The sequence below is a fragment of the Streptomyces sp. NPDC058274 genome (assembly GCF_042881375.1).
GTDB lineage: Bacteria > Actinomycetota > Actinomycetes > Streptomycetales > Streptomycetaceae > Streptomyces.
In genome coordinates this window covers 1-13,805 of sequence record NZ_JBHVXW010000022.1, presented here as the reverse complement: position 1 = coordinate 13,805, position 13,805 = coordinate 1, and the positions used below count along the sequence as shown (strand labels likewise).

At 69.2% G+C, this 13,805-nt stretch carries 5 protein-coding genes, 1 tRNA gene and 1 rRNA gene; 1 reads left to right on the top strand and 6 read right to left on the bottom strand.

Annotated features, from left to right (window positions below; genetic code table 11):
- Positions 1–101 precede the first annotated feature (101 nt).
- The 3 genes from ACFVYF_RS31860 to ACFVYF_RS31850 form a co-directional block, all read right to left on the bottom strand.
- A complete protein-coding gene (locus ACFVYF_RS31860; RefSeq protein ID WP_389460974.1) occupies positions 102–2,840 on the bottom strand; it encodes a DNA translocase FtsK in 2,739 nt (912 codons plus the stop codon).
- A 219-nt stretch (positions 2,841–3,059) separates the two neighbouring features.
- Positions 3,060–3,746 carry a two-component system response regulator gene (locus ACFVYF_RS31855; RefSeq protein WP_383289074.1) on the bottom strand — a complete coding sequence of 229 codons (687 nt, stop codon included), beginning with the start codon at positions 3,744–3,746 and terminating at the stop codon, positions 3,060–3,062.
- A 343-nt stretch (positions 3,747–4,089) separates the two neighbouring features.
- Positions 4,090–9,591 (bottom strand): HAMP domain-containing protein, encoded by a 5,502-nt coding sequence (locus ACFVYF_RS31850; protein ID WP_389460972.1) that lies wholly within the window; start codon positions 9,589–9,591, stop codon positions 4,090–4,092.
- Positions 9,592–9,968: 377 nt separating this feature from the next.
- Between ACFVYF_RS31850 and ACFVYF_RS31845 the strand changes: the two genes are divergently transcribed.
- Positions 9,969–12,713, top strand: coding sequence for a SpoIIE family protein phosphatase (locus ACFVYF_RS31845; RefSeq protein ID WP_389460970.1), 2,745 nt, complete (start codon positions 9,969–9,971; stop codon positions 12,711–12,713).
- A 62-nt stretch (positions 12,714–12,775) separates the two neighbouring features.
- Here the strand turns inward: ACFVYF_RS31845 and ACFVYF_RS31840 are convergent.
- The 3 genes from ACFVYF_RS31840 to rrf form a co-directional block, all read right to left on the bottom strand.
- Positions 12,776–12,851, bottom strand: a tRNA-Thr gene (locus tag ACFVYF_RS31840).
- Between the two features lie 83 nt (positions 12,852–12,934).
- Positions 12,935–13,597: a DegT/DnrJ/EryC1/StrS family aminotransferase gene (locus tag ACFVYF_RS31835; protein WP_389461167.1), complete on the bottom strand. Its 663-nt coding sequence runs from the start codon at positions 13,595–13,597 to the stop codon at positions 12,935–12,937.
- A gap of 114 nt (positions 13,598–13,711) precedes the next feature.
- Positions 13,712–13,805 (bottom strand): 5S ribosomal RNA (rrf, locus tag ACFVYF_RS31830); the annotation flags it as partial.

Below are 13,805 nucleotides of genomic sequence, written 5' to 3'. Positions count from 1 at the left end.
CGAAGGGAAACGGTTGCTCACAGATCCCTTACGGGTGAGTCACGTTCGAATACCCGCGATCAGCGGACTCACCCGTGGGGCGATCGGTCAGTCCCCGGTTTCTACGATTCAGTTTCCCCACGGATCACGGCCAGCACTCCGTCCAGCTCGTCGGCCTTCACGAGAACGTCACGTGCCTTGGAGCCCTCGCTGGGGCCGACGATGTTGCGCGACTCCATGAGGTCCATCAGGCGCCCCGCCTTGGCGAAACCGACCCGCAGCTTGCGCTGGAGCATCGACGTGGAGCCGAACTGCGTGGAGACGACCAGCTCGGCCGCCTGGCACAGCAGGTCGAGGTCGTCGCCGATGTCCTCGTCGATCTCCTTCTTCTGCTTGGTGCCCACGGTGACGTCGTCCCGGAAGACGGGCGCCATCTGGTCCTTGCAGTGCTGCACGACCAGCGCGACCTCGTCCTCCGTGACGAAGGCGCCCTGCATACGGGTCGGCTTGTTCGCGCCCATCGGCAGGAAGAGCCCGTCGCCCTTGCCGATCAGCTTCTCGGCGCCCGGCTGGTCGAGGATGACCCGGGAGTCGGCGAGCGAGGAGGTGGCGAACGCGAGCCGGGAGGGCACGTTCGCCTTGATCAGACCGGTGACGACGTCCACGGACGGCCGCTGGGTGGCGAGCACCAGGTGGATGCCGGCCGCACGCGCGAGCTGCGTGATGCGCACGATCGAGTCCTCGACGTCCCGTGGCGCGACCATCATCAGGTCGGCCAGCTCGTCGACGATCACCAGCAGGTACGGATAGGTCTTCAGCTCCCGCTCGCTGCCCTCGGGCGTCTTCAGCTTGCCGTCGCGGATGGCCTGGTTGAAGTCGTCGATGTGCCGGTAGCCGAACGCCGCGAGGTCGTCGTAGCGCAGATCCATCTCCCGTACGACCCACTGCAGCGCCTCGGCGGCCCGCTTCGGGTTGGTGATGATCGGCGTGATCAGGTGCGGGATGCCCTCGTACGCGGTCAGCTCGACGCGCTTGGGGTCGACGAGGACCATCCGGACGTCCTCGGGGGTCGCCCGGACCATGACGGACGTGATCAGGCAGTTGATGCACGAGGACTTGCCGGAACCAGTGGCTCCGGCGACGAGTACGTGAGGCATCTTCGCGAGGTTGGCCATCACGTAGCCGCCCTCGACGTCCTTGCCGAGCGCCACCAGCATCGGGTGGTCGTCCTCGGCCGCGTCCGCGAGGCGCAGCACGTCACCGAGGTTGACCATCTCGCGGTCCGTGTTCGGGATCTCGATGCCGACCGCCGACTTGCCGGGGATCGGGCTGATGATCCGCACATCGGGGCTGGCGACGGCGTACGCGATGTTCTTGGTGAGTGCGGTGATCCGCTCGACCTTCACGGCGGGGCCGAGCTCGACCTCGTACCGCGTGACCGTCGGACCGCGCGTGAAGCCCGTGACGGCCGCGTCGACCTTGAACTCCATGAAGACGTTCGACAGGGAGGCGACCACCGCGTCGTTCGCGGCGCTGCGCGTCTTGCCGGGACCGCCGCGCTCCAGCAGGTCCAGCGAGGGCAGCGAGTACGTGATGTCGCCGGAGAGCTGGAGCTGCTCGGCGCGCGGGGGCAGGTCGCGGGGCGCGGCGGGCGCGGCCTTGGTGAGGTCGGGCACCGCGTCGGACTTGAACGTCTCCTGCCTGGGGGGCCTGGCGGCCGGGCTCGCCTTGACCCCCGGAACGGCCTTCGCGCGGGCGGCCGGGACCGGGGTCGTCTCCTCGTACCCGTCCCGCTCCGCGCTGACGCCCTGCGTGAGGTCGGCCACCAGCGGCGAGGGCGGCATCCCGTGCAGCACGGCACCGTCCAGCGCGGCCGCGGCGGCCGCGGCGACGTCGACGGCGTCCATCGGGCGGTGCATGTCGGGCTGCTGCACGGCCGAGCGCCTGGGACGCCCACGACGCTTGCTGAGCGCCTCCTGCTCCGCGTTCTCGGGGTCGTACGCCTCCGGGGCGCGCGAGCGCCTGCGGGAGCGCGCAGGCAGCCCCTCGCGCCACTGCTCGTCGTACCGCTCCTCGTCGGCCTCCAGGTCCGCCAGATCCTCTTCGGACTGCAGGATGCCCAGATGCTGGCCGAGCAGCCGCAGCCGCTGGGGAATCGCGTTCACCGGGGTCGCCGTGACGACCAGCAGCCCGAAGACGGTGAGCAGCACGAGCAGCGGTACGGCGAGGACGTCACCCATGGTGTACGTCAGCGGGGTGGCCGCGCCCCAGCCGATGAGACCGCCGGCATCCCTTATCGCCTGCATGCCGGCGCTGCGCGCGGGCGCCCCGCACGCGATGTGGACCTGGCCGAGCACGCCGATGACGAGCGCGGACAGACCGATCACGATGCGGCCGTTGGCCTCGGGCTTCTCGGGGTGCCGGATCAGGCGCGCCGCGACGATGCCGATCAGTATCGGGACGAGCAGGTCGAGGCGCCCGAAGGCACCGGTCACCAGCATCTCGACGAGGTCGCCGACCGGACCGCGCAGGTTCGACCAGGTACCGGCCGCGACGATCAGCATGATGCCGAGCAGCAGCAGCGCGAGACCGTCCTTGCGGTGCGCCGGGTCCAGGCCCTTCGCGCCCCGCCCTATGCCGCGGCACATCGCTCCGACGCCGTGCGCGACACCGAGCCAGAGAGCGCGTACGAGTCTGTACACGCCCCCGGTCGGATTGGGCGCGGGCTTGGGAGCGGCCTTCTTGGCGGGCGCCCTCTTGGCGGCGGCCTTTTTCGCGGGGGCCCTCTTCGCCGCAGCCTTCGTCGGAGCAGCCGCCTTCTTCGCGGGCGGCTTCTTGGCTGCGGACTGACGTGAGGCCATGTGTGTGAGGTTACCGGTGGAGACGACAGCGGACACGTGTGCCCACTGCTTCACCCGTTCGTGTCGCCCTTGGTGAGGACGGGAACTGACGCCGGCTCACGGGTCCGCAGCGGCCGCTGCGGACCGCGCAGGCGCCGGGACGGGCCTTCGGCAGACCACGTCCCCACGCCCCGCACCGGCATCGTGAAGGGAAACCGCCTTGTCCCCCGCGGGGGCCGGTCAGTTCTGCGACGGCAGTGAAGCCGCCCCGGTGCCGGTGCCCGGTTCCAGCGCGTCCAGCGCCCGGCGCAAGCCCGTGAGTTTGCGTTCGAGATGGGCCGCGGTCGCCACGGCCGCCGCGTCCGCGGAGTCGTCGTCGAGCTGTTTGGACAGCGCTTCGGCCTGCTCCTCGACGGCCGCGAGCCGCGCCGAGAGCTCGGCCAGGAGTCCGGCCGGTTCCTTGGTCTCGCCGACCGCCGCCTTGCCGCCCCCACCCTCCAGCTGGAGCCGCAGCAGGGCCGCCTGCTCCCGGAGTTGGCAGTTCTTCATGTAGAGCTCGACGAAGACCGAGACCTTCGCGCGGAGCACCCATGGGTCGAACGGCTTGGAGATGTAGTCCACCGCACCCGCCGCGTACCCCCGGAATGTGTGGTGCGGGCCGTGGTTGATGGCGGTGAGGAAGATGATCGGGATGTCCCGGGTCCGCTCCCGCCGCTTGATGTGCGCGGCGGTCTCGAAACCGTCCATGCCCGGCATCTGGACATCCAGCAGAATGACCGCGAAATCGTCCGTCAGCAGCGCTTTGAGCGCTTCCTCCCCGGACGATGCCCGCACCAGTGTCTGATCGAGCGCGGAGAGGATCGCCTCCAACGCCAACAGATTCTCCGGCCGGTCATCGACCAGGAGGATCTTGGCCTTCTGCACCATGGCCCGCCCTCCTCGCCCCGGCAGTGCACCGGGCGCCGCCCCAGGGGACGACTCCCTTGCGCCGCCCGTCCTTGTGCCGGTCATGGTAGCCGCACCCCGCCTGTCGCCACACCCTGTCACCGCGATGTCACTGTGCACGTAGCAGAAACGTAGCGGGAGACCAGAAGGTTCCCCGAATCCCGGGTTTCTACACGGCTTCGGCCACCGTCAGTCATGCCACGTCGGGCGCCCCCGGCCGACCACCCGCCCGCTCCCGCCGGCCGCCCGGGCGGCCCGGCGCGAAGTCCGGCCGGCCCGTCCCGGCGCAACGGCCGCTGACACCGCGTAGCGACCCGCCCGCCGGTCACTGCCCACGCATCCACTGCTCCATCACGGACAGCAGGTGATCGGGATCGACCGGCTTGGTCACATAGTCGGAGGCACCCGACTCGATGGCCTTCTCCCGGTCACCCTTCATCGCCTTCGCGGTGAGCGCGATGATCGGAAGACCGGCGAACTGCGGCATCCGGCGGATCGCCGTGGTCGTCGCGTACCCGTCCATCTCCGGCATCATGATGTCCATCAGAACGACCGTCACATCGTCGTGCTGCTCCAGGACTTCGATGCCCTCGCGGCCGTTCTCGGCGTACAGCACGGACAGGCCGTGCTGCTCCAGGACGCTGGTGAGAGCGAAGACGTTGCGGATGTCGTCGTCGACGATCAGCACCTTCTCGCTGTCGAAGTGAATCCCCTTGCGCGGCTGCGGCGACGGCTCCGGCCGGCCCGTGGACGCCCACTGCTCCTGCCCCGAAGCCTGCGAGGCGCCCTGCTGCCCCGCCGCCCCGTTGCGCTGCTCCGGAGCGGGCAGCGCCTTGCGGCGCCTCCTGAAGAGCGCGGCGGGCCCGTTCTGGGCGTCCTGGTACGACCTCACCTCGGCCGGCGTCTCGACGCCCGTCCCGGCCAGCTCCGCCTCGGAGGCCAGCAGCTCGCCGGCCTCCAGCGCCGGCGCCAGCTGCCCGTAACCCTGCGGCGGCAGTTCGCTCGGGTGCAGCGGCAAATACAGCGTGAACGTCGAACCGCGTCCCGGTTCGCTCTGCGCGTGGATCTCACCGCCGAGCAGCCGCGCGATCTCCCGCGAGATGGACAGCCCCAGTCCCGTGCCGCCGTACTTCCGGCTCGTGGTGCCGTCCGCCTGCTTGAACGCCTCGAAGATGACCCGCATCTTGCTGGCCGCGATCCCGATGCCGGTGTCGGTCACGGAGAACGCGATCAGATCCGCGCCCGCGTCCCGCAGCGAGCCCGCTTCCAGGAGCTGCTCCCTGATCGCCACCGGCACGTCCGCTCCGGCGGGCCGGATGACCAGCTCGACGGCTCCGGAGTCGGTGAACTTCACCGCGTTGGAGAGCAGGTTGCGCAGCACCTGCAACAGGCGCTGCTCGTCGGTGTGCAGCGTGGCGGGCAGTTCCGGCGAGACCCGTACGGAGAAGTCGAGGCCCTTCTCCGCGGTCAGCGGGCGGAACGTCGCCTCTACGTAGTCGACGAGTTGCACCAGCGCGATGCGGGTCGGCGACACGTCCATCTTGCCCGCCTCGACCTTCGACAGATCGAGAATGTCGTTGATCAGCTGGAGCAGGTCGGAGCCCGCGCCGTGGATCGTCTCGGCGAACTCGACCTGCTTCGGAGTGAGGTTGGAGTCCGCGTTGTCGGCGAGCAACTTGGCCAGGATCAGCAGGGAGTTGAGCGGTGTGCGCAGCTCGTGCGACATGTTCGCCAGGAACTCGCTCTTGTAGCGCATGGAGACCGCGAGCTGCTCGGCGCGCTCCTCCAGGACCTGCCGCGCCTCCTCGATCTCGGTGTTCTTGACCTCGATGTCGCGGTTCTGCTGGGCGAGTTGCTCGGCCTTCTCCTCCAACTGGAGGTTGGACTCCTGGAGTGCCTTCTGACGGCTCTCCAACTCGGCCGACCGCTCCTGGAGTTGCTCGGTCAGCTCCTGCGACTGCTTCAGCAGCACCTCCGTCTTGGTGTTGACGGAGATGGTGTTGACGCTCGTCGCGATCATCTCGGCGATCTGGTTCAGGAAGTCCTTCTGGATCTGCGTGAACGGCGTGAACGACGCCAGCTCGATCACCCCGAGCACGGTCCCCTCGAAGAGCACCGGAAGGACGATCACCTGTGCCGGCGGCGCCTCACCGAGCCCGGAGGAGATCTTCAGGTAGCCGCTCGGCGCGTTCTCCACCAGGATCGTGCGCTTCTCCTGGGCCGCCGTCCCGATCAGCGCCTCACCGGGCCGGAACGAGGTCGGCATGGAGCCCATCGAGTAGCCGTACGAGCCGAGCATGCGCAGCTCGTACGCCTCCGGGTCGTCGACGCTCGCGTCCTTGCCGTCGACCAGCGGCATGGAGAGGAAGAACGCGCCGTGCTGCGCCGAGACGACCGGCGTCAGCTCGCTCATGATCAGCGAGGCCACGTCGTCGAGGTCACGGCGGCCCTGCATCAGGGCGGAGATGCGGGCGAGGTTGCCCTTGAGCCAGTCCTGCTCCCGGTTGGCCACGGTGGTGTCGCGCAGGTTGGCGATCATCTTGTTGATGTAGTCCTGAAGCTCCTGGATCTCCCCGGAGGCGTCCACGTCGATCTTCAGGTTGAGGTCGCCACGGGTCACCGCGGTGGCCACGCGCGCGATGGCGCGCACCTGCCGCGTCAGGTTTCCGGCCATCTCGTTCACCGATTCGGTGAGGTCGCGCCAGGTGCCGTCGACGTCCCGCACCCGCGCCTGGCCGCCCAACTGGCCGTCGGTGCCCACCTCCCGGGCGACCCGGGTGACCTCCTCGGCGAAGGACGAGAGCTGGTCGACCATCGTGTTGATGGTGGTCTTGAGCTCGAGGATCTCGCCGCGCGCGTCGATGTCGATCTTCTTGGTCAGGTCACCCTTGGCGATGGCCGTGGTGACCATCGCGATGTTGCGCACCTGACCGGTCAGGTTGGACGCCATCCCGTTCACGGACTCGGTGAGGTCCTTCCACGTACCGGCGACTCCCGGGACGTGCGCCTGACCGCCGAGGATCCCGTCCGTACCCACCTCGCGGGCCACCTTCGTGACCTGCTCGGCGAACGAACTCAGCGTCTTCACCATGGTGTTGAAGGTGTCGGCGAGCTGGGCGACCTCGCCCCGCGCCTCGATCGTCACCGTCCGCGTCAGGTCGCCGTTGGCGACCGCCGCCGCGACCTGGGAGATGTTCCGCACCTGCATGGTCAGGTTCTTGGCCATCAGGTTGACGTTGTCGCTGAGGTCCTTCCAGATGCCCGTGACGCCCTGTACGTGCGCCTGGCCGCCGAGGATGCCCTCGGTGCCCACCTCACGGGCCACGCGGGTCACCTGCTCGGCGAACGACGACAGCTGGTCGACCATCGTGTTGACCGTGGTGACGAGTTCGAGGATCTCGCCCTTGGCGTCGACCGTGATCTTCTTCGACAGATCGCCCTTGGCGACCGCCGTCGTCACCTCGGCGATGTTGCGCACCTGGATGGTCAGGTTGTTGGCCATGAAGTTCACGGACTGCGTGAGGTCCTTCCAGGTGCCCGAGACGCCCTGCACCTCCGCCTGCCCGCCCAGGATCCCCTCGGTACCCACCTCACGGGCCACGCGCGTGACCTGCTCGGCGAAGTTCGAGAGCTGGTCCACCATCGTGTTGAGGGTGTTCTTCAGCTCCAGGATCTCGCCGCGCGCGTCCACGTCGATCTTCTGCGACAGGTCACCCCGGGCCACCGCCGTCGCCACCTGCGCGATGTTGCGCACCTGGGCGGTGAGGTTGCCGGCCATGCCGTTCACGGAGTCCGTCAGGTCGCGCCACACGCCGGCCACACCGGGCACCTGCGCCTGACCGCCGAGACGGCCCTCCGTACCCACCTCACGGGCCACCCGCGTCACCTGGTCCGCGAAGGCCGAGAGCTGGTCGACCATCGTGTTGATGGTGTTCTTCAGCTCCAGGATCTCGCCGCGCGCGTCCACGTCGATCTTCTGGGAGAGATCACCCCGGGCCACGGCGGTCGTGACCTGCGCGATCTGCCGTACCTGTGAGGTCAGGTTCCCCGCCATGAAGTTGACGGAGTCGGTGAGTTCCTTCCACGTACCGGATACGCCGTCCACGCGGGCCTGACCGCCGAGGCGGCCCTCCGTACCCACGTCACGCGCCATCCGCGTCACCTGGTCGGCGAACGACGACAGCTGGTCCACCATCGTGTTCACGGTGTTCTTCAGCTGGAGCATCTCGCCGGAGACGTCCACCGTGACCTTCTGCGAGAGGTCACCGTTGGCGACCGCCGTCGTCACCTGCGCGATGTTGCGCACCTGACCCGTCAGGTTCTGGAACGCCGTGTTGACGGAGTCGGTGAGGTCCTTCCAGGTACCGGCCACTCCCGGGACCTGCGCCTGGCCGCCCAGTTCACCCTCCACACCGACCTCGCGCGCCACGCGCGTGACCTCGACACCGAACGACGACAGCTGGTCGACCATCGTGTTGACGGTGTTCTTCAGCTCCAGCATCTCGCCGGCGACCTCGACGCTGACCTTCTGCGAGAGATCACCGTTGGCCACGGCCGTCGTGACGGCGGCGATGTCGCGCACCTGGGTCGTGAGGTTCCGGAAGACGGTGTTGACGGAGTCCGTCAGGTCCTTCCACGTACCCGCCGCACCCGGCACGTTCGCCTGGCCGCCGAGCCGCCCCTCGCCACCGACCTCGTTCGCCACGCGGGTGACCTCGTCTGCGAACGTCCGCAGCGTCTCGGTCATCTGGTTGATCGTCTCGGCGAGCTGGGCGACCTCACCGCGCGCCGACACGGTCACCTTCTGCGACAGGTCACCGCTGGCGACCGCCGTCGTCACCTGCGCGATCCCGCGCACCTGGGCCGTCAGATTGCCGGCCATAAGATTCACCGAATCGGTGAGGTCCTTCCACACTCCCGCCACACCCGGCACCTGCGCCTGGCCGCCGAGCTCACCCTCCGTGCCCACCTCGCGGGCGACTCGCGTCACCTCGGAGGAGAAGGAGGACAGCTGATCCACCATCGTGTTGACGGTGTTCTTGAGCTCCAGCATCTCGCCGGCCACGTGAACGGTGACCTTCCGGGACAAGTCACCCTTGGCGACCGCCGTCGTCACGAGAGCGATGTCACGCACCTGAGCCGTCAGCCGGTACGCCATGGTGTTGACCGAATCCGTGAGGTCCTTCCACGAACCGGACATGCCACGCACCCGCGCCTGGCCACCCAGCTTGCCCTCGGTGCCCACCTCGCTGGCCACACGCGTGACCTCGTCGGTGAACGTGGACAGCTGATCGACCAGGTTGTTGACCGTGCGCCCGACCTTGAGGAACTCGCCGCGCAGCGGATGCCCGTTCCCGTCCGCCGCCTGCGCCCGCAGCTCCATCCGGGGCGACAGATCGCCCTCCGCGACCGCGGACAGCACCCGGCCGACCTCGGAGACCGGCCGTACGAGATCGTCGACCAGCGCGTTGGACGCGTCGATCGCGGCCGCCCAGGAGCCCTCACAGGCCCCCGTCTCCAGCCGCTCCGTGAGCTTTCCCTCACGTCCGACCATGCGCCGGACCCGCGAGAGCTCGCCCGTCAGCTGCAGATTCCGGTCGGCGACCTCGTTGAAGACCGCCGCGATCTCCGACATCACACCGTCGCCGGAGACTGTCAGCCGCTTGCGGAAGTTGCCGTCCCGCATCGACACCAGAGCCGCCAGCAGCCGGTTCAGGGCAGCGGTGTCCACCGCGGTGGTCCCGTTGCGCGGTTTGCGCTCGTTACTCAGGGATTGTCCGCCCTTCGCGCGCGTTTTCGTGCCCCGCGTCGCTGCGCCAGACTCCACTGTGTCCCTCCCGCAGGGGTCGACCATTACTGCTCTGCGTGCTCAGGTACCTACGCTCGGCGTACCAGGTTCTTGGTGTTCTGCGTGTTCTGCGTGTTCTTCGGGGTCCCGCTGCTCGGCATACTGAGAAGGCACCCGACCTGCCGGACCCTCTCATGGAGCCTGCCCAGTGTTTCACCCTGTCCGAACCAGGCCATAACAGTTCGGCAGCTTCGCACATCGTCCGCACACCCTCCGGACGGAAACACTGGTGACCGGCATCCGTATGGACGGCGAAGGTAAGTAACCTTGCATGCGGCTGTCCAGCCATGCCGGTGCCGTCCGGCCTGGGCGGTGGCACGAGCACGAGCGGGCAGGCATCGGAGGGGCGCCGCACCATGACCACCGGACTGCATCCTGGGGGACAGCCCCAGGATCCCCGGCCGACGGGGAACCAGCCCCTGCCCCGGCAGGAGCGGGGCCACGGACCCTCGCACGCCGACAACCGGACAAGGAGTGCTGTGATCACCGCGCGCGCGGCCGCCAGTTTCGAGCCCTTGGGGCGATCGGTCGCGACCGCCCGCTCCTTCGTCCGTGACACCCTCCAGGGCTGGGGCTTCGCCGACATCGTCGACGACGCCGTGGTCCTCACCAGCGAGCTGGTCACGAACGCAGTGGTGCACGCGGGTACGTCCGCCGATGTCCTGTGTCTGCGCAGCGACGACGGCGTACGTATCGAGGTGGCGGACCGCTACCCAGAACGTGAGGTTCCACTCCAGGGCTCGTCCTCCAACACGGGCAGTCTCGACCGCGAGGGCGGCCGCGGCCTCCAGCTCTGCGCGGCCCTCGCCGACCGCTGGGGCGTCGAGTACACGCCCACCCACAAGCAGGTCTGGTTCCAGCTCGAACTCCCCGAGCGCCAGGTCGGCACCCGCAGCGCCGGCCCCGCCCTCCCCGCCGAACTCCTCCCCCTCGCCGACGGCCGGGTACGCGTCGCGGTCGCCCAGATCGACCGCACCGGCGCCCTCACGTCCTGGAACGAGGACGCCGAGGAACTCTTCGGATACTCCGCCGAGCAAGTCCTCGGCAAGCCCCTCACCGACCTGGCGGCCTGGCCGCACACCCCGGGCACCGGCACCGGCATCGTCGAGGCCCTCCAACTCTCGCGCTGGGAGGGCAGTTACGGGATCCGCGACGCCGTCGGCCGCGTCATTCCCGTCTACGCCTCCCACCTCCGCGTACGCGACACGGGCGGCGAACCCTCGACGGTCTGCCTCCTGGTCCACAACCACGAACGCGCCGTCCTGCAGACCCCGTTGCGCGGCGCCTCCTCCGACGGCACCTCCATGGCCGAGGGCCAGAGTGCCGACCCCTTCGAGGTCTTCATCGGCTCCCCCGCGCCGGACGACCTGGACGGACTCCTCCAGCGCACCGTCGAGCGCGCCCGCGACATGCTCGACGCCGACTCCGCCTTCCTGCTGCTGGCCACCGACGACGAGACCGAGTTGGAGGTCCGTGCCTCGACGGGCCTGCCCTCCGCGCGCCAGCGCTTCGCCCGCGTCCCCGTCGAAGCGGGCCCCGGCCGCTACGGATCGGCCCGCATGCCGGCCGTCCACGACGACCTCACGGCCGTCCCCGGCGCCGTACCCCTGCTCAGCGGCACCGGAATGCGCTCGGTCGTCACGGTCCCGCTGAAGGTCGAGGGCCGCCTCACCGGCTCGCTCGGCGTCGCGGCCGAGTCCCCCGGCAGATACTCCAACGAGGAGGCCCTGCGCCTCCAGTTCGCCGCCGACCGCATCGCCCTGGCCGTCGAGTCCGCCCGCCTCGGCGAACTGGAACGACTGCGCCGCGGCTCCCTGTCCTTCCTGGTGGAAGCCTCGGACCTGCTCGCCGGCACGCTGGACCGCGACCAGACCCTGGCCCTCATGGCCCAGATGACGGTCCCCACCCTGGCCACCTGGTGCGCCGTCTACACGATCGCCGACCAGGCCTCCGAGCCCTACCTCTCGTACGTCCTGCACGAGGACGAGGAACGCATCGACGGCCTCAAGGCCCTGCTCTCCAAGATCGCCCCGCCGGACCCGGTCCCCACCCCAGGCGCCCGCGTCTGGTCGGCTCCCGCGGCAGCGGCCCACCAGGCAGCCCTCCGCACCTCCATGCGCAGCCTCGGCCTGGGCGAGCACACCACGGTGAGCTCCGGCATCGGCACCACGCTCGCCACGGCAGCGGCAGTCGGCGGCGAGACGGTCGTCCTCCCCCTGGTCGCCCGCAACCGCGTCATCGGCATGCTCACGCTCGGCAAGCCGTCGGACGAACACTTCCGCCAGGAAATCCTGGAACTGGCCGAGGACTTGAGCCGCCGAGCCGCCCTCGCCCTGGACAACTCCCGCCTGTACTCGGAACGCATGGCCATCAGCCAGTCCCTCCAGCGCAGCCTGCTGCCCCCGGAGCTCCCGCACATCGAGGGCGTCGAGGTCGAGGTCATCTACCGCGCGGCCGGCGAGGGCAACGAGGTCGGCGGCGACTTCTACGACCTCTTCCCCATCCGAGACGGCGCCTACGGCTTCGCCATCGGCGACGTCTGCGGTACGGGCCCGGAGGCGGCCGCGGTCACGGGCCTCGCCCGCCACGCCCTTCGTCTCCTCGCCCGCGAGGGCTTCGGCGGTCCCGCCGTCCTGGAGCGCCTGAACTCCGCGATCCTCGACGAGGGCGCCCGCAGCCGCTTCCTGACGCTCCTGTACGGCGAGTTGTGGCCCCAGGAGGACGGCAGCGCGGTCCTCAAGGTGGTCTGCGCCGGCCACCCGCTCCCGCTGCGCCTGCGCCAGGACGGCACGGTCGAGCCGGCCGCCGAACCCCAGCCGCTGCTGGGCGTCATGGACGACCTGGAGCTGTACGAGCAGACGGTCACCCTGGATCCGGGCGATGTGCTCCTGTGCGTCACGGACGGCGTCACCGAACGCCGTGAGGGCACCCGCATGCTCGGCGACGACGGCCTCGCGGACGTCCTCACCACCTGCACCGGCCTGACCGCCGGCGCGGTCGCCGCTCGCATCATGCGCGCGGTCGAGCGCTTCGCGTCCGACGCCCCGTCCGACGACATGGCGATCCTCGCGATGCGCGTCCCCGGACTCCGCAAGGACTGACAGCAACAACTGGCCATACGAGAAAGGCCCCCGCCCATCAGGGCGGAGGCCTTTTCTTCTGCTGGAGCCCCCAAACGGAATCGAACCGTTGACCTTCTCCTTACCATGGAGACGCTCTACCGACTGAGCTATAGGGGCCTGTCGCCTTTTCGAGGTCTCCCCCGCGGCAACGGAATAGATCATACCCCGAACAGAAGCGTGCTCCCAACAGTCCCGCTGGGTCAGAAAGCAGGCTGCAGCAGTCCACCGAGCGCATTGCACGCGGAGACGATCCGGTGCATCTCACGCTTCGTCAACGACGCGTCCACCGGCAGCGCGAGCGTCTCGTCCGCGGCCCGCTCCGTCTCGGGAAGGCATACGTCCCGACGGAACCCGGGCATGCGGTGCACCGGCGTCTTCACCGGCACCCGGCAGTCAACTCCCTTGGCCCGTACGGCCCGCGCGAAGGCATCCCGGTCCGGCCGCCCATTTCCGGGCACCCGCACCACGTACTGCTGATAGGTGTGCCCGTCGCCCCCGTCGGGCGTCCACACGCCGCTCAACCGCCCGTCGAGATACGCGGCCCGCTCCCTGCGCTGCGCGATCTCGGTGTACGGCGCCTCGGATTCACCGTGTTCCAGCACCAGCAGCCCGTGCCGCTGCCCCACCTCGTGCAGCCGCGCGACATCGGCCGACCGCCCGAAGCGGTGTACGACGACGACAGCCGCCGTCTGCGCGGTCACCGCGTCCTCGACCGCCCTTGCGTCGAGGCAGTACGTCCCAGGATCTATGTCGGCGAACACAGGCGTCGCGCCGGCCAGCGTCACGGCCTCCGCGACCTCGACGTTCCCGAACGCCGGCACGACGACCTCGTCACCGGCTCCGACACCCGCGGCCCTGAGCATTGCAGCAGTACCCATGCTTCGGATGGTGCTGGCGCAACGTGAACTGCAAGTGACGCACAACAAAAAAGAGCTGGTCCCCGAACCGAAGTTCGGGGACCAGCTCTTCTAATAATAGTTCGGCGGCGTCCTACTCTCCCACAGGGTCCCCCCTGCAGTACCATCGGCGCTGTGAGGCTTAGCTTCCGGGTTCGGAATGTAACCGGGCGTT